At 69.8% G+C, this 18,447-nt stretch carries 16 protein-coding genes and 2 riboswitches; of the genes, 9 read left to right on the top strand and 7 right to left on the bottom strand.

The window, feature by feature from the left end; all coding sequences use genetic code 11:
• Positions 1-46: 46 nt before the first annotated feature.
• Together BFF94_RS13800 and BFF94_RS13795 are read right to left on the bottom strand one after the other, a co-directional pair.
• Positions 47-952, bottom strand: a complete 906-nt coding sequence (locus BFF94_RS13800; RefSeq protein WP_128844618.1) for a nucleotidyl transferase AbiEii/AbiGii toxin family protein — start codon at positions 950-952, stop codon at positions 47-49.
• Positions 921-1,991 (bottom strand): type IV toxin-antitoxin system AbiEi family antitoxin, encoded by a 1,071-nt coding sequence (locus BFF94_RS13795; RefSeq protein WP_128844620.1) that lies wholly within the window; start codon positions 1,989-1,991, stop codon positions 921-923. The genes BFF94_RS13800 and BFF94_RS13795 overlap by 32 nt, the downstream gene beginning before the upstream one ends.
• A 357-nt stretch (positions 1,992-2,348) precedes the next feature.
• On the opposite strand from BFF94_RS13795, the gene BFF94_RS13790 reads away from it, so the two are divergent.
• Together BFF94_RS13790 and BFF94_RS13785 are read left to right on the top strand one after the other, a co-directional pair.
• The gene (locus BFF94_RS13790; RefSeq protein ID WP_128844622.1) at positions 2,349-3,512 is read left to right on the top strand and encodes a M20 aminoacylase family protein; all 1,164 of its coding nucleotides are present in this window, start codon (positions 2,349-2,351) and stop codon (positions 3,510-3,512) included.
• Positions 3,509-3,784, top strand: coding sequence for a type II toxin-antitoxin system ParD family antitoxin (locus tag BFF94_RS13785; RefSeq protein WP_372454198.1), 276 nt, complete (start codon positions 3,509-3,511; stop codon positions 3,782-3,784). Before BFF94_RS13790 ends, BFF94_RS13785 begins: the two co-directional genes overlap by 4 nt.
• On the opposite strand, the gene BFF94_RS13780 is transcribed toward BFF94_RS13785, so the two are convergent.
• The 5 genes from BFF94_RS13780 to BFF94_RS13760 form a co-directional block, all read right to left on the bottom strand.
• On the bottom strand, positions 3,736-5,046 hold the full coding sequence (locus tag BFF94_RS13780; RefSeq protein ID WP_128844625.1) for a cobyrinic acid a,c-diamide synthase CobB: 1,311 nt from the start codon (positions 5,044-5,046) through the stop codon (positions 3,736-3,738). The two genes, BFF94_RS13785 and BFF94_RS13780, sit on opposite strands and share 49 nt — an antisense overlap.
• 2 nt (positions 5,047-5,048) lie before the next feature.
• Positions 5,049-5,651, bottom strand: a complete 603-nt coding sequence (gene cobO, locus BFF94_RS13775) for a cob(I)yrinic acid a,c-diamide adenosyltransferase (protein WP_128844627.1) — start codon at positions 5,649-5,651, stop codon at positions 5,049-5,051.
• Between the two features lie 37 nt (positions 5,652-5,688).
• On the bottom strand, positions 5,689-6,066 hold the full coding sequence (locus BFF94_RS13770; protein WP_219139453.1) for a cobalamin biosynthesis protein: 378 nt from the start codon (positions 6,064-6,066) through the stop codon (positions 5,689-5,691).
• Positions 6,063-6,872 carry a uroporphyrinogen-III C-methyltransferase gene (cobA, locus tag BFF94_RS13765; RefSeq protein WP_219139452.1) on the bottom strand — a complete coding sequence of 270 codons (810 nt, stop codon included), beginning with the start codon at positions 6,870-6,872 and terminating at the stop codon, positions 6,063-6,065. The genes BFF94_RS13770 and cobA overlap by 4 nt, the downstream gene beginning before the upstream one ends.
• 110 nt (positions 6,873-6,982) lie before the next feature.
• A riboswitch (cobalamin riboswitch) is annotated at positions 6,983-7,220 on the bottom strand.
• A 67-nt stretch (positions 7,221-7,287) separates the two neighbouring features.
• Complete coding sequence (locus BFF94_RS13760; RefSeq protein ID WP_128846248.1) at positions 7,288-9,426, bottom strand: TonB-dependent receptor; 2,139 nt, start codon at positions 9,424-9,426, stop codon at positions 7,288-7,290.
• A 153-nt stretch (positions 9,427-9,579) separates the two neighbouring features.
• Positions 9,580-9,844: riboswitch (cobalamin riboswitch) on the top strand.
• Between the two features lie 332 nt (positions 9,845-10,176).
• Between BFF94_RS13760 and cobW the strand changes: the two genes are divergently transcribed.
• The 7 genes from cobW to BFF94_RS13725 all read left to right on the top strand — a co-directional run bounded on the left by cobW (position 10,177) and on the right by BFF94_RS13725 (position 18,433).
• Positions 10,177-11,265 carry a cobalamin biosynthesis protein CobW gene (gene cobW / locus BFF94_RS13755; RefSeq protein WP_128846250.1) on the top strand — a complete coding sequence of 363 codons (1,089 nt, stop codon included), beginning with the start codon at positions 10,177-10,179 and terminating at the stop codon, positions 11,263-11,265.
• Between the two features lie 6 nt (positions 11,266-11,271).
• Positions 11,272-15,087, top strand: a complete 3,816-nt coding sequence (gene cobN / locus BFF94_RS13750) for a cobaltochelatase subunit CobN (protein ID WP_219139451.1) — start codon at positions 11,272-11,274, stop codon at positions 15,085-15,087.
• Positions 15,084-16,160: a magnesium chelatase ATPase subunit I gene (locus BFF94_RS13745; protein WP_219139450.1), complete on the top strand. Its 1,077-nt coding sequence runs from the start codon at positions 15,084-15,086 to the stop codon at positions 16,158-16,160. The genes cobN and BFF94_RS13745 overlap by 4 nt, the downstream gene beginning before the upstream one ends.
• Positions 16,161-16,228: 68 nt before the next feature.
• Positions 16,229-16,837 (top strand): vWA domain-containing protein, encoded by a 609-nt coding sequence (locus BFF94_RS13740; RefSeq protein ID WP_219139449.1) that lies wholly within the window; start codon positions 16,229-16,231, stop codon positions 16,835-16,837.
• 61 nt (positions 16,838-16,898) lie between these two features.
• A complete protein-coding gene (locus BFF94_RS13735) occupies positions 16,899-17,351 on the top strand; it encodes a YaiI/YqxD family protein (protein WP_128848537.1) in 453 nt (150 codons plus the stop codon).
• Between the two features lie 157 nt (positions 17,352-17,508).
• Positions 17,509-18,081, top strand: a complete 573-nt coding sequence (locus tag BFF94_RS13730) for a DUF1993 domain-containing protein (protein WP_128848534.1) — start codon at positions 17,509-17,511, stop codon at positions 18,079-18,081.
• Between the two features lie 25 nt (positions 18,082-18,106).
• Entirely contained in the window at positions 18,107-18,433 is a 327-nt protein-coding gene (locus BFF94_RS13725; RefSeq protein ID WP_128848532.1) for a low molecular weight protein tyrosine phosphatase family protein, read from the top strand.
• The last annotated feature ends 14 nt before the right edge of the window (positions 18,434-18,447 follow it).

Below are 18,447 nucleotides of genomic sequence, written 5' to 3'. Positions count from 1 at the left end.
GCACAAGTGCGATGACGTTGCTGTTCCGCAGCGGCGCGTCACGCAGTTACGCACGCGGGGCGGGCTGATCGACGAGAAACGCGTGGCGGAACGCGTCGAGATACCGGTCGGCGTCATCGCTGAATTCACCCGGCAACAGCGCGAACGCACGTGCCAGCAGATCCTGGCCGAGCACAGCGTAAGTGGCTTCGTCGGATAGCAGCGCGCGGATGGCGTCGCGCGTTTGCGGCGAAGCAATCCGTTTCGCATCTCGCGCGAGCAGCGCGGCGGCGGCGAGGCCCGGCTGGAACGCATGCGCCTCGATCAGGTCCGGTGCGGCATCCCAGATACGTTCACGATTGCCGGCGTCGTGATAATTCCGCAGCAGGAACAGCAGGTCGTATGCGTCGCTGTTCTGGCGCGCGCGCCGGTCCTTCCACGCGAGCAACTTCAGCAGCGCGAGTGCCGGCAGGCTGGCCACCGGCACGACGGTGCGCGCGTCGATCGACACCGGCTGCGCTGTGTCTACCGCTTCCTGGAACCCCAGCACGTTCAGTACGAAATCGCCGCCCGGCGGCCACGCGATTTCGCCGGGCGGCGTTTCGAGCGGCCCGAACGGCACGAGATCGAGTTCGGTGCGAAACCCCCGCGCTCCGCTGTCAAACAGCAGTTTCTGCTGATGCTTCGGCGCGCGCGTGAATTGGCCGGTCGCGACGAGCGCATCGACGAGCTGCTCATGAAACGGCCAGCTCACCGCGCACACTGCGACGTCGACATCGCGCGTCGCGCGCACCGGCCGGATGCCGTGGACGTGCCACATCAGGATGTCGCGCGCGGTTGCGCCGGCAACGACGAAGGCCGCATCGACGCGCGTGCAGGCCATGCCGACCGCTTGCAGCAGCGCGACCGCCGCCGGCTCGAGCGGCCGGCGTGCGTCGACTTCAAGCGGGCGGGTGGGCGAGGTATCGGTCATGGATCCGTTCGGCGGCGGCAAGATTGCGGCTGTCCCCGGACGAGACGAGATCCGCATAGATCAGGAGCGGTGGCGCGAGCGGCACGTCCTGCTCGCGCCAGTCGAGCGCCGGCGAGCGCGGCCAGAACGCTTCGAGGATTTCGACGTCGCCGCGTTCGTCCGGACGCAGGCGGGCCTGGAGCAGCAGGCGGTTCGGCACTGCGCCATGCGTATAGACGGTGATCGTGGCCGGCTTCAGATCGTGCGTCAGCAGGTCGGCCGCCGGTTCGCCGCCAAGCCGCGCATCGAATGCTGCGAAATCGAAATCGCGCCACCAGTCGGGCGCGAGGCCGGCAAACCGGCGGCTCGGCAATTTCGCGCGCAAACGGCTCGGGTACAGCGCGACCCATTCCTGCACGAAGCGCGGCCAGTCGGGAATCAGGCGCTCGCCGTTGCGGCGCTGCGCGACGAGGCCGCGCGCGATCAGGTCGTCCATCGCGAGATTGACCGTGCCGAGCGCGACGCCGGACGCGGCGGCAATCGCCCGGTACGGCTGCGCGACGAGGCCCGGCTGCGTCGCGAGTGCGAACATCACGGCGAGCCCCTTCGGCGTGGTCGCGCGCGACGCCTGCCGGCGCGGCGTGCGGGCGGGTTTCGGCCGGCCGGAGATCAGCACCGCCGCCTCCGGCTGAATCAGGTATGTGTTGCCGGCGGTATCGAGGAACGGGATGTCATGGTCGGCCAGGCGAGCGGCCAGTTCGGCCGAAAGATGCGGCACGATCAGCATCAGCGGTCGCTCGCCGGGCATCGGGGCGCCGCCGCGGCGACGCAGCGCGGCGAGCGCGCCCTGCAGCGATTCGACGCTGCTGCTCACGGCCACCGGCATCTCGAAGGTTTGCCCGGCGATGCCGAAGCGGATCATCGCGTCGGCATGCGCGCTGTATGCGGCCGGCACGCGGACAGGCCGTGCGTCGAAGCGTCGGGTCACGCGTTCGAACGCGGCACAGGCGTCGTCGAGCACGTGCTGTTCCGATATCGGCAAGGTGGCGTTCTCGGGCATCAGGGCGGTTCGCTTGTTCACTTTTTTGTCAGCGTACACAAAAAATGTACAGCCGTCAAAAAATGAACAAGAACGCTCAACCCTTTGATGTACCGTAATTATTCCGGAATGGTGAACGGCACTCAACGCTACCCCCCCAAGTAAAAATCGAGACTGAACATGCAGTATCGAGGGTCCCGATCAGGCGCGGCAGTCGTCCGGATGGCCGGTTTCCACCGTCCGTGCGATTCGCCGCGCGCCACCATGATCGGCTAGCAACCACAGGTTGTCGCAGTGACGACTTTCTGCCTGTTCGGTTGCTGCTCCACGGACTATCCTTGCCTGCACATTCCCCACCGAACATCAGGAGACGACACCGTGACGCACAGCGTGATCCCCGCAGGCCTTGCCGACGAAATGATCGAGATCCGGCACCGCATCCACGCCCATCCCGAGTTGGGCTTCGAGGAATTCGCGACGAGCGACCTCGTCGCGCAGCAGCTGCAGTCGTGGGGCTACACGGTGCATCGCGGGCTCGGCGGCACAGGCGTCGTCGCGCAGTTGAAGGTGGGCGACGGCCAGCAGCGCCTCGGCTTGCGCGCCGACATGGACGCGCTGCCGATCCACGAGGCGACGGGGCTGCCGTACCAGAGCACGATCGCGGGCAAGATGCACGCGTGCGGCCACGACGGCCACACGGCGATGCTGCTCGCGGCCGCGAAGCATCTGGCGCGCGAGCGCCGCTTCTCGGGCACGCTGAACCTGATTTTCCAGCCGGCCGAGGAAGGGCTCGGCGGCGCGAAGAAGATGCTCGACGAGGGGTTGTTCGAGCAGTTCCCGTGCGACGCGATCTTCGCGATGCACAACATGCCGGGCTTCCCGACTGGCAAGTTCGGCTTCCTGCCGGGGCCGTTCATGGCGTCGTCGGATACCGTCGTCATCGACGTGCAGGGCCGCGGCGGCCACGGCGCGGTGCCGCACAAGGCGATCGATCCGGTCGTCGTGTGCGCGCAGATCGTGCTGGCGCTGCAGACGATCGTGTCGCGCAACGTGTCGCCGCTCGACATGGCGATCGTCACGGTCGGCGCGATCCACGCGGGCGAGGCGCCGAACGTGATTCCCGATCGCGCGCAGATGCGCCTGTCGGTGCGCGCGCTGAAGCCTGACGTGCGCGACCTGCTCGAGACGCGCATCAAGGAAGTCGTGCATGCGCAGGCGGCCGTGTTCGGCGCGACCGCGACGCTCGACTACCAGCGCCGCTACCCGGTGCTCGTCAACGATGCGGAAATGACCGCGTTCGCACGCGGCGTCGCGCGCGAGTGGGTGGGCGATGCGAACCTGATCGACGGGATGGTGCCGCTCACCGGCAGCGAGGATTTCGCGTTCCTGCTCGAGAAGCGGCCGGGTTGCTACCTGATCATCGGCAACGGCGACGGGGAGGGCGGCTGCATGGTGCACAACCCCGGCTACGACTTCAACGACGCGGCGCTGCCGACCGGCGCGTCGTACTGGGTCAAGCTGGCCGAGGCGTTTCTGGTGTGACGGAAGACGACCACTTTGCCGAATTCGTCGACGCTCAAGTGCAATCGGGGCGATACGGTTCCGCAAGCGACGTCGCGCGAGCCGGTTTGCGGCGGCTCGAATTACACGAAACGCAGGCGCGTGCGTTACAAGAAGCGTTGAAGGCCGGTGAGGCATCAGGGGGGGCCAAGCCATTCGACAGCGCGGCCTTCCCGGCACGCATGCGGGCACCGCATGGCATCGATCAATCCAGAAACGCTTCCCCGCCGAACAACGCCACGACCGCATCCTGATTCGACGGCCAGTACATGTGCATGTACGTCGCGACCACCGCACCGCTGCGATAGACGGCTTCGCCGCTGCCCGGCGCGCCGTCGGGGCGCGCGGCGATCGCGGCCGGCAACAGCGGCGTGTCGAGCCGCGAATAATGAAACGTATGACCGCGCATCGGTCCGGTGCGCGTGTCGAGCTGCTGCATGCCGAGCGCCGCGAACCGGCGCTGCATCGTCGCATGGCCCGGCAGCACGCCGAGCATCGCCGTCTTCAAGCCGTCCGCATCGGTCAGCGATTCGCACAGGTACACCATCCCCCCGCATTCCGCGACGATCGGCCGGCCGGCCGCCGCGTGCGCGCGAATCGTCCGCGCGGTCTCGCCATTCGCCGCGAGCGTTGCCGCATGCAGTTCCGGATAGCCGCCCGGCAGGAACAGCGCGTCGCAATCGTCGGGCACGGGCTCGTCGGCGAGCGGCGAGAAGAACCGTACCTGCGCACCGAGCGCATCGAGCAGCGCGAGATTCGCCGGATAGATGAACGAGAACGCCGCATCGCGCGCGACCGCGATCCGCTTGCCGGCGAGCGCACGCGGCAGCGCCGCCGAGGCATCCGGTTCCGCGAACGAAACGGCGGGCGGCAGTTCGGCGAGCGCCGTCTGCGCGAGCACGTCGGCTGCGCGATCGAGCCGCGCATCGAGATCGTCGATGTCGGCCGGCTGGTGCAGGCCGAGATGCCGCTCAGGCAGCGCGATGCCCGCATCGGCCGGCACGTGCCCGAGCCAGCGCAGGTCGCCGGGCAGCGCCTGTTGCAGCAGTTCCGCGTGCCGGGCCGAGCCGACGCGGTTGGCCAGCACGCCGTGAAACGGCAGCCCCGGCCGGAACCGCGCGAGCCCGAACGCGATCGCCGCGAACGTCTGCGCCATCGCCTTCGCGGAAATCACCGCGACGACCGGCACGCCGAACGCGGCCGCGAGATCGGCACTGCTCGGCGTACCGTCGAACAGCCCCATCACGCCTTCGATCAGGATCAGGTCCGCGTCGCGCGCCGCATCGGCGAGCAGCGCGCGGCAGCCGGCCTCGCCGACCATCCCGAGGTCGAGCGCATGCACGGGCGCGCCGCTCGCGCGTTCGAGCAGCATCGGATCGAGAAAATCGGGCCCGGTCTTGAACACGCGCACGCGACGACCGAGCCGGCGGTGCAGCCGCGCGAGGCCGGCCGTCACCGCCGTCTTGCCCTGGCCCGACGCGGGTGCGCTGACGAACAGCGCGGGGCAGGCCGGCACGCTCAGAACTCCACGCCGGGCTGCGCCTTCACGCCTTGCTCCTTGTACGGATGCTTGACGAGCCGCATTTCGGTGACGAGATCGGCCGCATCGATCAGCGCATCGGGCGCGTGGCGCCCGGTAACGACGACGTGCACCGAATCCGGACGCGCGACGAGCGTCGCGAGCACTTCGTCGAGCGGCAGGTATTCGTACTTCAGCACGGTGTTCAGCTCGTCGAGGATCACCATCCGGTAATCGCCGCTTTCGATCATCCGGCGCGCCTCGTCCCAGCCCTTGCGCGCGGTCGCGATGTCGGCGTCGCGGTTCTGCGTGTTCCACGTATAGCCGTCGCCCATCGTCACGAAATCGCATTCCGCGACCGCGCCGAGGAAGTCGCGCTCGGACGTGTGCAGCGCCCCCTTGATGAACTGCACGACGCCGAGCCGCATGCCGTGGCCGAGCACGCGCACGGCCATGCCGAACGCGGCCGTGCTCTTGCCCTTGCCGTTACCGGTATTGACGATCAGCAGCCCCTTTTCGTGGGTGGCGGCGGCCTGCTTCTTCTCGTGGCCCGCGCGGCGGCGTTCGGTCATCCGTTGATGGGATTCGGCGTCGGTTTTCATCGGATTCGTCCTGTCGAAAGAAAGCGAAACAAAGGGTTCAGAGCGGGCCGGCGAGTGCGACCGTCACGCCGTCCCGGATGGATTTGGGGCCCAGCAGCCGGCCGTGCGGCGCCGCGAGCTGCGCGCACGGTTCCGCCACGCCCGCGATGCCGAAGCGGGCCAGCGCGGCGTCCGACGGGCCGCTCGCGGCCAGTTCGGGACGGCTCGCCAGCCGCGCCGCGTCGAACGCGATGAGCGGCCAGCCGCGCCGCGCGCACAGCGTGCGCAGCGCGCGGGCACGTGCCTTGTCGGCGAGCGTCGCGACGAGCGCCGGTTCAGCGGCCGGGTAGAGCGCCAGCGCCGCGCGGATCGCAGCATCGAGTTGCGCAGCCGTCACGCCCGCGCGGAAACCGATGCCGAGCGCGACGCGCATCATGCGCCGCCGCCGAGCGCGGCACGCACCGCCGGATCGCCGGCGAGCGCCGCGACGCGGCCGATCACGACGATCGCCGGCGAACCGATGCCGGTCGCGCCGACGCGTTCGACGAGGGTGTCGAGCGTCGCGAGCACGTGCCGCTGCTCGGGACGCGTCGCGTTCTCGATCGCCGCGCACGGCGTATCGCCGGGCAGGCCGCCGTCGCGCAGCGCTGCCGCGATCGCGTCGAGCCGGCGGATGCCCATGTAGATCACGATCGTCATGCGGGTTGCCGCGAGCGCGCGCCAGTCGGGTTCGTCGGCGCCCGCGCCGTGGCCCGTGACGAAGATCACGCCCTGCGCGTCGCCGCGCTGCGTGACCGGAATGCCGAGCGCGGCCGGCGCGGCGATGCCCGCGGTGATGCCGTTCACGACCTCGACCGGAAAACCCGCCGCGCCGAGCGCGACCAGCTCCTCGCCGCCGCGGCCGAACACGAACGGATCGCCGCCCTTGAGCCGCGCGACGCTGCGGCCCGCGCGCAGGTGCGCGAGCATCGCGGCGACGATCGCCTCCTGCGGCGTCGACGCATGGCCGCCACGCTTGCCGACGTGCTCGATGTGCGCGTCGGCGCGCGCATGGCGCAGCACGTCGGGGTTCACGAGATCATCGACGAGCAGCACGTCCGCCGCGCCGATCGCGCGCACGGCCCGGAGCGTCAGCAGGTCGGCGTCGCCGGGGCCGGCGCCGATCAGCCACGCGCGGCTCATCGCACGCGGCACGGCGCGCACCGTGTCGAAACAGTGAAAAGGGGAAGGCGGGCGGCACATCGGCGGCCGGCGAACAGGCAAGACATGACGGATCGGGCGAAGCCCGCGCGAACGCGGGCGGAGTGCGCACCCCATCCGTCCCCCGCGGACCGGGCGTTCGGCGAGCGTCGGGCTCGCCCCTTGCGTCGGCCGGTATCCGGGCTGGCCGCTTGCCAGGCCGCAGCCTTCCCGCCCGGCTGAAGGGCAGTGGCATCGCGGGCGGCCTGGGCGCATGCGCGGGGAAGCGCGTTGCGCGGGCGGCGTACCGTTGCGGGGACAGCACAGGCCGGGCGGTCGTCCGCCTCCTGTTTCCCGTTTAACTGCATGCGCGGATTGCGCATGCGAGCACCGAACGCGGCGCATACGATAGCACAGCGTGCATCGGACCAACCGCCCGGCGGACCGGCTGCGCGGGCGTCGGCGCTTGCCCTCGACGTCAGAACTTGTACGCGGCCGTCAGCGTGAACGTCCGCGGCGAACCGGGCATGATCTGCGCCAGGCTCGTCGCATTGGCGTAATGGTCGCGATCGGTCAGGTTGATGGCCGCCAGCGTCACCTCCAGGTCGCGCGTGCGGTATCCGGCCTTGCCGTCCCAGCGTACATACGCGGGCAGCATGAGCAGGTTGTCGCGATCGGCGTAACGCGCACCTTCGTAGACCAACCCGAGTTCGGCGAAAAATCCGAGCAGCGGCGCATGGCTGACGAACAGGCTGCCGTTCGACGGCGACACGCCCGCCGACCGCTTGCCCGCGTACTTCGGCTCGGCGTCGACCACCCGCGCGTGCTGCCAGCCGATTCCGCCGCGGACGAACCAGTCGCCCGTGAGCCGGCCGGCGACGCCCAGTTCCAGGCCGCGATTGCGCTCGAGGCCGGTGAGGTCGAAAAATCCCGGCCGGATCGGGTCGGCGACGCGGCGGTTGTACAGATCGAGCTGAAACAGCGCGAGCGTCGTGCTCAGCGCGCCGTCGCGCCAGTCGCTTTTCACGCCGATCTCGTATTGGCGGGTGTATTGCGGGCCGAGATCGTTGGCATTGCCGCGCGCGCCCGGCGTGATGCCGATCAGGTCGCCGCCGACCGGCGCAAAATTCTTGCTGTACGACGCATACACGCTGTGCGCGCCGACCGGCGACCACACGACGCCGAGCCGCGGGCTCCATGCCGCTGTCGTGCGCCGCGAACGCAAGTCGTTCAGCACGTTGGCCGAATCGACGTCGAAGCGTTCCCAGCGCAGGCCGCCAAGGAGCTTCCACGATCGCCCGAGGTCGATCCGGTCCTGCACGAACACCGCGTAGTCGCTGACGCGATGGCGGTTCATCGCGAACGGGCGCGGCGCCGGGCCGGCAAGCGCGGAACGATCCGGCCCGGTAATCGGGACCGGCGCCGCGTCGGCCTGCCAGAGCTTCGGGGCACGTCTCTGCCAGCCATATTCGATGCCGAACAGCAGGTGATGCAGCCCCGGTCCGGTCGCGAGCGTGCCGCTCAGTTCGACGCCGGTCTGCACGTTGAGGTGCGTCATGTCCTGCAGATAGCGCGCACGTTGCACGTGCCCGTAGTCGCGGGGTTTCGCGACGTAGCTCTGCGTGACGAAGGTATTGTCGAATGTGCTGCGCAAATCCAGCACGCCCAGCGTGTGCCGCACCTGCCAGTCGCCGCCGAGCGCGTGCGTGAAGACCGAGCGCCAGTTCATGTTCGCGTCGCGGACGGTATCGCGGCCCGCCGCGCCGAAGAAGGTTGCGCGTGACGCGGACGGCAGCGAGAACGCGAACGGCTTGCCGGCCGGGTCGACCGCGACGACCGGCGCCGGCATGCCGCGATCGGGCACGCGCTCGTACGTCTCGTATTCGAACTGCAGCAGCCAGCTTCGCTGCGCATCCTTCCATTTGATCGACGGCGCGACGTACTGGCGCGTGCCGTCGACGTGGTCGCGGAAGCTGCCCGCGTGTTCGCGTCCGGCGTTGAGCCGCACGCTCCATGCCCCCGACAGCATGCGGTTGAGATCGACCGATGCGCCGAGACGCCCGTAACTGCCGGTTGCCACCGAGACGTGTCCGAAGTTTTCCGGCAACGGCTGCTTGGTGATCCGGTTGATGACGCCGCCGCCGCTGCCGCGCCCGTACAACACCGCCGCCGGCCCCTTCAGCACTTCGACGCGTTCGACGTTGCCGAGGCCGCGCACGTATTGGGCATCGTCGCGCATGCCGTCGAGCAGCAAGTCGCCCGCGCCGGAAAAGCCGCGGATGCGGAATGAATCGAAGCGCGTATCCGACGTGTTGGAAATACCCGGCACGCCGGCCAACGCGTCGGCAAGCGTGCGGCCGCCATAGGACAGCGTTTCCTCGACCGAGACGCTGTCGATGGTTTGCGGTACGTCACGCGGATCGCTTGCGGTGCGGGTCGCCGTGCTTACGTGTTCGGGACGCGGGTCGTTCGGATGGCGACGGCTGCGCACCTCGACCGCGGGCAGTTCGTCGTCGAACTCGGCCGCCGCTGCGGGGCAGGAGGCAACGCCGGCGATCGAGCACAGCGACAGGGCCAGCGCAGGAAAACGCCGCCCGGAGATCTGTCGTTTTGACATGAAAATTTAAGGATCACTGAATGACTGCCTCGCTTTGCCGTTGCGTCGTGGTTCGTTTTGTTGATCGGCGAAGTTTATCTTGACTGGTTGAAAACGACAATCATTCGCGTTCGCTGCTCACCGCGCCGCCTTGACGCTCCCCGCACCGCCGCCTACACTCGCACGCGTTTTGGTGCTCGCGCGCGCCGCTCCGGCGCGCGCAGTTAAACGGGAAACAGGGAGCCTGCCTGCGCCGCAGTCGAGCCAACCTGTGCTGCCCCCGCAACGGTAAGCGAACGTGTCGCGCGCAGCGCGACGCAGCGCCGCTTCGCCGCATGCCGCACGCATGCGGACGACCGCCACTGGATGCCGCGCGCATCCGGGAAGGCGAAGCGGCGTGTTCGCCAGCCCGGATACCGGCCTAAACATTGGGGTTCAGCGCCGCGGGGAGGCGGCGCATCGTCCACGGCCGCAGCAGGCCCGACGCCCGGGCATTTCCCGCTTCCCTCCGCCGATCCGCCCCTTGCGCACACGCATCCGGGCCCGTGCGGCGAACGGCAGGCGGCGCGGGCAGGGCCGGCGGCAGCCGTGTTGGCATTCACGATGTCGACCGTTCGCAAGGAAGCACCATGTCCGATTCGTTGTTCCGCTCGTCCTGCGGCCGTCTGTCCGGATCGCGCGGCGACTCTCCCGCGCTCCGCCCGATGAATTACCGCGCCGCCACCGCCGCGACGATCCCGGCCTGATTTCTTTTTCGACACAGAACCTACCATGACCCTACGCAAGCTTCCCGTCACGATCGTCACGGGCTTTCTCGGCAGCGGCAAGACGACGCTGATGCGCCACATCCTGCAGCACGCCGAAGGCCGCCGCATCGCGGTGATCGTCAATGAATTCGGCGAGCTCGGCATCGACGGCGAAATCCTCAAGGGCTGCGGCATCGGCTGCGACGATACGGAGGGCGCGCAGGGCGAGGCGTCGGGCCAGCTTTACGAACTCGCGAACGGCTGCCTGTGCTGCACCGTGCAGGAAGAGTTCTATCCGGTGATGGAAGCGCTCGTCGAGCGGCGCGCGGACATCGACCACGTGCTGATCGAGACGTCCGGGCTCGCGCTGCCGAAGCCGCTCGTGCAGGCGTTCAACTGGCCGACGATCCGCAACAGCTTCACGGTCGACGCGGTCGTGACCGTCGTCGACGGGCCGGCCGCCGCGAGCGGCCAGTTCGCGGAAAACCCGCAGGCCGTCGACGCGCAGCGCCGCGCCGATCCGAACCTCGACCACGAATCGCCGCTGCACGAACTGTTCGCCGATCAACTGTCGTCCGCCGATCTCGTGATCGTGAACAAGGCCGATCTCGTCGGCGACGCGCAGTTCGCGCAGATCGAAACCGCGATCCGCGACGAGATCCCGCCGCAGGTGAAGATCGTGCGCGCGACGCGCGGCGAGCTCGACCTCGCGATGCTGCTCGGCCTCGAATCGGCATCGGAAGAAACGATCCACCTGCGTCACGACCATCACGGCTCGGCCGACGACGGCGATCACGATCACCATCACGACGATTTCGACTCGGTGGTCGTGTCGGGCGACGCCGGCACGCGCGAAGCGACGATCGCCGCGCTGCAGCGCGTCGTCGAGACGCACACGATCTATCGCGCGAAAGGCTTCGCCGCGCTGCCCGGCGCGCCGATGCGGCTCGTGATCCAGGGCGTCGGCCGCCGCTTCGACAGCTATTTCGACCGCCGCTGGCAGGATGGCGAAACGCGCGCGAGCCGCTTCGTGCTGATCGGCGAGGATCTCGACGCGGCCGCGCTGCAACGCGCGTTCGACGCCGCGTGCGCGGCCGAGCCGCAACAGGCGTAACGCACGATGCATCTGCTGCGCACCACGCCGGGCGGCTTCGTCGACGATACGCAGGGGGTCGTCCGGATCGACCAGCAGCCGGCCGACATCGTGATCCTGAGTTCGGCCGACACGACGCTGTCGCTGCTCGCGAGCGTCGTGCCGCGGCTGCCCGAAGGCTTCCCGAGCGTGCGGCTCGCGAACGTCACGTTCCTGCGGCAGCCGGCGTCCGTCGATTTCTATGTCGACGACGTGCTGCGCCACGCGAAGACGGTCGTGATCGATCATCTCGGCGGCGAAGCGTATTGGCCGTACGGGATCGAGCAGGCCGTGTCGCTCGCGTCGAAGCGCGGGCAGCAGCTCGCGATGTTCTCGGGCGACCTGCAGGAGGACCCGAACCTCGTCGCGAAGAGCACGGTCGCGCCCGACCTGTGCCGGCTGTGGTGGCGCTACCTGCGCGAAGGCGGCGTGCACAACGCCGAGGCGCTGCTGCGCAGCATCGCCTTCCACACGCTCGGCTTCGGCGACGAACCCGAGCTGCCGCGCCCGCTGCCGGCCGCCGCGCTGTATCACCCGGCGCGCGACCGCGCGAGCGCCGACGACTGGCGGCCGCGCTGGACGCCCGGCGCGCCCGTCGTCGCGATCCTGTTCTATCGCGCGCACTGGCAGGCCGCGAACACGGCCGTGTTCGACGCGCTGGCCGACGCGCTCGTGCAAGAGGGGCTGAATCCGCTGCCGATCGCGGTGACGTCGCTGAAGGACGCGGTGAGCCGCGAGGTCATCACGCAGCTCTGCGACACGCACGGCGTCGCGCTCGTGCTGAATACGACCGCGTTCGCGGCCGGCGCGATCGACAGCCCCGGGCACGACGTGCTCGCCGGCGACGCACCGGTATTGCAGGTGATCCTGTCCGGCGGCAATCGCGACGCATGGGTGGCCGACAACCAGGGCCTGCACGCGCGCGACATCGCGATGCACATCGCGCTGCCCGAGGTCGACGGGCGCATCGTCACGCGTGCGGTGAGTTTCAAGGGGCTCGCGTATCGCTGCCCGCACACCGAGGTCGACGTCGTGCGCTACCAGCCGGACGCCGAGCGGATCGCGTTCGTCGCGGCGCTCGCGCGCGGCTGGTGCCGGCTGCGCACGCTCGACAACGCCGACAAGCGCGTCGCGCTGATTCTCGCGAACTATCCGCAGAGCGAAGGGCGGATCGGCAACGGCGTCGGGCTCGACACGCCGGCGTCCGCGCTGCGCGTGCTCGCGGCGCTGCGCGATGCGGGCTACGCGCTGGCCGACCTGCCGCCCGACGGCGACGCGCTGATCGCGCGGCTCACCGAAGGCGTGACCAACGACCCGGCCGTGCATGCGCTGCGCCCGGCATTCCAGAGCTTCCCGCTGGCCGACTACGTCGCGCATTTCGCGCGGCTGCCGGCGGCCGTGCGCGACGCGCTGAACGAACGCTGGGGGCCGCCCGACGCCGACCCGACGCTGCGGCAAGGGCGTTTCGCGATCGCCGGCTGGCGCGCGGGCAACGTGTTCGTCGGCATCCAGCCGTCGCGCTCGCGCGGCGAGAACGACTACGCGAGCTACCACGACGCGGATCTGGTGCCGCCGCATGCGTATCTCGCGTTCTATTTCTGGCTGCGCGATGCGTATCGCGTCGACGCGGTCATCCATCTCGGCAAGCACGGCAACCTCGAATGGCTGCCGGGCAAGAGCGTCGCGCTGTCCGACGCGTGCTGGCCCGACCTGACGCTCGGGCCGCTGCCGCACCTGTATCCGTTCATCGTCAACGATCCGGGCGAGGGCAGCCAGGCGAAGCGCCGCGCGCAGGCCGTGATCGTCGATCACCTGATGCCGCCGCTCACCCGCGCGGAAAACTACGGCCCGCTGCAGGATCTCGAACGGCAGGTCGACGAATACTACGAAGCGCTGATGGTCGATGCGCGGCGCGCGAAGCTGCTGCGCAAGACGATCCTCGCGACGATCGCCGAGCATCGGCTGCATGACGAACTGAGCGTGTCGCCGCCGCGCGATGCGGGCGACGAGGATGCGCTGCTCACGCGCGTCGACGCATGGCTATGCGAATTGAAGGAAGCGCAGATTCGCGACGGGCTGCACGTATTCGGCCTGTCGCCGGCCGATCGCCAGCGGCGCGACACACTGCTCGCGCTCGCGCGCTTTCCGGTCGGCGACGGCAAGGGCGCACGGGCGGGGTTGATCGGCGCGCTCGCACGCGATCTCGCGCTCGGTGACGGGTTCGACCCGCTCGCGGCCGACTGGGCCGCGCCGTGGGCCGGCCCGCGGCCGGCGATCCTGCAGGCGCTCGATGCGTCGCCGTGGCGCCATGCGGGCGATACGCGCGAGCGACTCGAACGGCTCGCGCAGCAATGGCTGGACGGGCTGTGCGCGGCGACCGGCGGCAACATCGACATCGACACCGACACGACGCCGCCCGGCGAATGGCCGCACACGCTCGCGGTGCTCGAACGTGTCCGCGCGACGCTGCTGCCCGCGCTCGACGCATGCGGCGGCGAGGAAATGCGCCAGCTGCTGCGCGGGCTCGACGGCCGTTTCGTGCCGCCGGGGCCGAGCGGCTCGCCGTCGCGCGGCCGGCCCGACGTGCTGCCGACCGGCCGCAATTTCTACTCGGTCGATACGCGCGCGGTGCCGACGCAGGCCGCGTGGACGCTCGGCCTGAAATCCGCGCAGCAACTGATCGAGCGCCACCTGCAGGATCATGGCGACTATCCGCGCGCGATCGGCTTGTCGGTATGGGGCACGGCGACGATGCGCACGGGCGGCGATGACATCGCGCAGGCGTTCGCGCTGCTCGGCGTGCGGCCGAAATGGGCGCACGGCAGCCATCGCGTGACCGACTTCGAGATCCTGCCGATCGAGATCTTCGACCGGCCGCGCATCGACGTGACGCTGCGCGTGTCGGGCTTCTTCCGCGACGCGTTCCCGAACCTGATGCACCTGTTCGACGCGGCCGTGCAGGCCGTCGCCGCGCTTGACGAGCCCGAGGCGCTGAACCCGATCCGCGCGCGCATCGAGCGCGAATGCGCACAATCGATTGCGCAGGGCGTGGCCCCCGACGAAGCGCGGCGCCGCGCCGGCTGGCGCGTGTTCGGCGCGCGGCCGGGCAGCTACGGCGCGGGCCTGCAGGACCTGATCGACCAGCGCGGCTGGCAGACCGACGCCGATCTCGCGGATGCGTACCGCCAGTGGGGCGGCCATGCGTACGCGCAGAACAGCGCGGGCGACGCCGCGCCCGACGTATTCGGCGAGCGGCTGGCGACGATCGACGTCGTCGTGCAGAACCAGGACAGCCGCGAGCACGACCTCCTCGATTCGAACGACTATTACCAGTTCCAGGGCGGGATGACGGCGGCCGTGCGGCACCTGTCCGGGCAGCAGCCGAGCATCTATCACGGCGATCATGCGAACCCGGCCGCGCCGAAGATGCGCACGCTGCGCGAGGAGATCGCGCGCGTGATCCGCTCGCGCGTCGTCAACCCGAAATGGCTCGACGGCGTGAAGCGCCACGGCTACAAGGGCGCGGCCGAGCTGGCCGCGACCGTCGACTACCTGTACGGCTATGACGCGACCGCGCGCGTGCTGTCCGACCACCAGTACGCGCTCGTCGCCGACGCGTACCTGTTCGACGATGCCACCCGCGCGTTCCTCGAACGGCACAACCCGAAAGCGCTGCACGGCATCTGCGAACGCTTCGTCGAAGCGATGCAGCGCGGCCTGTGGCAGCAGCCGGGCGACTATCGCGAACGGATCGAATCGGTCTGGCTCACGAGCGAACAACTCCAGGAAGGGGGACGGCGATGACCGATCCGACACTGCACCGCGCCCGCGCGGTCTTTCCGTTTGCTGCGCTCGTCGCGCAGGATGCGTTGCAGCAGGCGCTGCTGCTCGCCGCGATCGACCCGTCGCTCGGCGGCGTGCTCGTGAGCGGGCCGCGCGGCACCGCGAAATCGACCGCCGCGCGCGGCCTTGCCGAGTTGCTGCCCGAAGGGCAGTTCGTCACGCTGCCGCTGTCGGCGAGCGACGAGCAGGTGACCGGCACGCTCGATCTCGCGCATGCGCTGGCCGAAAACGGCGTGCGCTTCCGGCCGGGCCTGCTCGCGCGTGCGCATCTCGGCGTGCTGTATGTCGACGAAGTGAACCTGCTCGCCGACGGGCTCGTCGATACGCTGCTCGATGTCGCCGCGAGCGGCGTGAACATCGTCGAGCGCGATGGCGTGTCGCACGCGCACGATGCGCGTTTCGTGCTGGTCGGCACGATGAATCCCGAGGAGGGCGAGCTGCGCCCGCAGTTGCTCGACCGCTTCGGGCTGATGGTCGAGCTGGAGAACTGTTTCGATGCCGCGCAGCGCGAGCGGATCGTGAAGGCGCGCCTCGCGTTCGATCTCGATCCGGACGCGTTCCGTGCGCGCCATGCACCCGCGCAGCGCGAACTCGGCGACCGGATTCACGCGGCGCGCGCACGGCTGGCGACGCTGGATTTCGACGATGCGGTCCATGCGTGCGTGAGCGCGCTGTGCATCGACGCGGCGGTCGACGGGCTGCGCGCCGATCTCGTGATGCTGCGCGCCGCGCGCGCGCTCGCCGCGCTGGAGCAGGCCGATGCGGTGACGGTGTCGCAGGTGGAGCGCGTGGCCGAAGCGGTGCTGCGGCACCGGCGCCATGCGGGTACGCCGCCATCGTCCGGCGCGTCGCAGCAGCGCGGCGAACGCGACGATCGTTCCCCGCCGGATGCACGCCGGCGGCCCGACGATCCACCGGGCGCGACGAACAACGATGCCGCGGCATCGCAGGGCGACTGGGGCTACCTGCCGCCCGAGCCGGCCGGGCTGCGCGACGTGAAAAGCGTGGTGCCGCTGCCGCTAAAAAAACGCTGAGCCATCGAGCCGGCGCCGCCGCGAAAGCCGTTCGCGGTCCTCGATGGCAGTCAGGCGCAGCCGCACGCGTGCCGGGCACGGCGCGCGCCGGCACGGCCGTTGCATGGCCGGCGACGCTTGCCGCCAAGCGCGGCGGCCCGCTGCATCACGGCCACCTGCGCTTCCGGAAACGGGCCGGCACGCCGCACGCGCTGCATTGCTTCGTGCTCGACTGTTCGGCGTCGATGCTGTCGCATGAACGGCTCGCGCTCGCGAAGGGGCTGATCGTCGCGTATTTCGATCGCGCCGCGCGCGACCGCGTCGAAACCGCGCTGATCTGCTTCGGCGGCAACGGCGCCGCGCGGCGCTTCGGCCCGGCCGTGCCGCGCTGGTGGAATGCGCGCTGGCTCGAACCCGTCGACGGCGGCGGCGGCACGCCGCTCGCGGACGGCATCGCCGCCGCCGCGAGCCTGCTCGCGCGCGATGCGCGGCGCGAGCCCGGCAAAGCGCGCTGGCTATGGGTGCTGTCCGACGGGCGCACGCACGAGACGCCGGCGAAGCCCGCGGCGGCCGATCACGTCGTGTTCGTCGACTTCGACGATGCGGCCGTGCGGATCGGGCAGGGCGCAAGGCTTGCCGCCGCGTGGGGCGCGCAGTGGGTGACGGCCGATGCGCTTTGCACCGACCCGGCTGGCTGATGGCCGGCCTGCGGTGCGATATGATCGCCGCTTCTGCTTCTGCCCATTGGGAAAACCCGCCATGCAAGTACTGGTCGATGCCGACGCGTGTCCCGCCGTCATCAAGGACATGCTGTTTCGCGCCGCGCGTCGTGCCGAAATCTGCGTGACGCTGGTCGCGAACCAGTTTCTGCGCACGCCGCCGTCGCCGTTCATCAAGGCGGTGCAGGTGCCGGCCGGCTTCGACGTGGCCGATGCGCGCATCGTCGAGCTGGTCGAAGCCGGCGATCTCGTGATCACAGCCGACATCCCGCTGGCCGCGGCCGTCCTCGACAAGGGCGCGCAGGCGCTCGACCCGCGCGGCAACTGGTTCAGCCGCGAGAACATCGAGGAGCGCCTGTCGACGCGCGCGATGATGGATCAGTTGCGCAGCGCGGGCATCGACACGGGCGGGCCGGCGCCGTTCAGCGCGCGCGACGGCAAGGCGTTTGCGTCGCAGCTCGACCGGTTCCTGGCACGACACGGCAAGCCCTGAAGCCGCGTTTCGGCGGCCGCGCGCCGTCGATCGTCCCGCGTGCCGGAACGCTCGCGCCACGCGACCCATCGCCGGATCCGCGCCGGATCGTGTACGTCGATGCGCGTTCTCGCCGACGCTGATATCGTGGCGCGAACAACTGCACAGGAGAGCACGCGTGTCACCGACCCAACTTCTCGTTCCGACATTTACCCAGATGCTGCGCGCGCAGACCGCGTGGCTCGACAAGGCCATCGCGCACCAGCAGGCGGCCGGCGCCGAGCCCGATGCAGCGATGACGCTGAAGCTGGCGGCCGACATGTATCCGCTTGCCGCACAGGTGCGCTTTTCCTGCTTCCAGGCAATGGAGCCCGTCTACCGGCTGCGCGGCGAGCCGCTGCCCGCTGCGCTGACGGCATTGCGCGAGGCAGGATGGAATGCGGATGCGCAGCCCGGTTCGCTGAGCGACGCGCAGGCGATCATCGCCGGCACGCTCGCGTTTCTCGGCGAACTCGCGCCGGATGCGCTCGATGGCGGTGCCGCGCTGCCGATCGCGCTCGAATTGCCGAACGGAGTCGCGTTCGACATGACGGGCGAACAGTACGCGCGCGACTGGGCGCTGCCGCAGTTCAACTTCCACGCGATCGCCGCGTACGCGATCCTGCGCCATCACGGCGTCGAGCTCGGCAAGGCCGACTACGTGCCGCACATGCTCGCGTACGTGCGGCCGGGCACGATTCCGCAAGGGTGAGCGGGCAAGCGGACGGAGCAGCGACATGACGCGGGCGCTGTTCGTCTGCAGCCGCAACCGGCTGCGCAGCCCGACGGCCGAAGCGGTGTTCGCCGCGTGGCCGGGGGTCGAAACCGACTCCGCGGGCCTCGCGCCCGATGCGCACGCGCGCCTCTCGGCCGAGCAGCTCGACTGGGCCGACATCGTTTTTGTGATGGAGCGCGCGCACAAGGCGAGGCTGTCGGCGCAATTCGGCGCGCATCTGAAGCACAAGAAGATCGTCTGCCTCGACATCCCCGACCGTTACGCGTTCATGCAGCCCGAACTCGTCGCGCTGCTCGAACGCAAGGCCGGCCCGTTCCTGCGCACTTGACCGGCGCGGGACGC

The organism is Burkholderia catarinensis (genome assembly GCF_001883705.2).
Lineage (GTDB): Bacteria > Pseudomonadota > Gammaproteobacteria > Burkholderiales > Burkholderiaceae > Burkholderia > Burkholderia catarinensis.
The sequence above is the reverse complement of the archived record's forward strand: the minus strand, read 5'-3'. Positions and strand labels throughout refer to the sequence as shown.

What these genes read in the sequence shown, in the direction of transcription:
- BFF94_RS13800 (WP_128844618.1), bottom strand. Translation starts at nt 952, where the DNA reads ATGACCGATACCTCGCCCACCCGCCCGCTTGAAGTCGACGCACGCCGG.
- BFF94_RS13795 (WP_128844620.1), bottom strand. Translation starts at nt 1,991, where the DNA reads ATGCCCGAGAACGCCACCTTGCCGATATCGGAACAGCACGTGCTCGAC.
- cobO (WP_128844627.1), bottom strand. Translation starts at nt 5,651, where the DNA reads ATGAAAACCGACGCCGAATCCCATCAACGGATGACCGAACGCCGCCGC.
- BFF94_RS13770 (WP_219139453.1), bottom strand. Translation starts at nt 6,066, where the DNA reads ATGATGCGCGTCGCGCTCGGCATCGGTTTCCGCGCGGGCGTGACGGCT.
- cobA (WP_219139452.1), bottom strand. Translation starts at nt 6,872, where the DNA reads ATGTGCCGCCCGCCTTCCCCTTTTCACTGTTTCGACACGGTGCGCGCC.
- BFF94_RS13760 (WP_128846248.1), bottom strand. Translation starts at nt 9,426, where the DNA reads ATGTCAAAACGACAGATCTCCGGGCGGCGTTTTCCTGCGCTGGCCCTG.
- cobW (WP_128846250.1), top strand. Translation starts at nt 10,177, where the DNA reads ATGACCCTACGCAAGCTTCCCGTCACGATCGTCACGGGCTTTCTCGGC.
- cobN (WP_219139451.1), top strand. Translation starts at nt 11,272, where the DNA reads ATGCATCTGCTGCGCACCACGCCGGGCGGCTTCGTCGACGATACGCAG.
- BFF94_RS13745 (WP_219139450.1), top strand. Translation starts at nt 15,084, where the DNA reads ATGACCGATCCGACACTGCACCGCGCCCGCGCGGTCTTTCCGTTTGCT.
- BFF94_RS13735 (WP_128848537.1), top strand. Translation starts at nt 16,899, where the DNA reads ATGCAAGTACTGGTCGATGCCGACGCGTGTCCCGCCGTCATCAAGGAC.
- BFF94_RS13725 (WP_128848532.1), top strand. Translation starts at nt 18,107, where the DNA reads ATGACGCGGGCGCTGTTCGTCTGCAGCCGCAACCGGCTGCGCAGCCCG.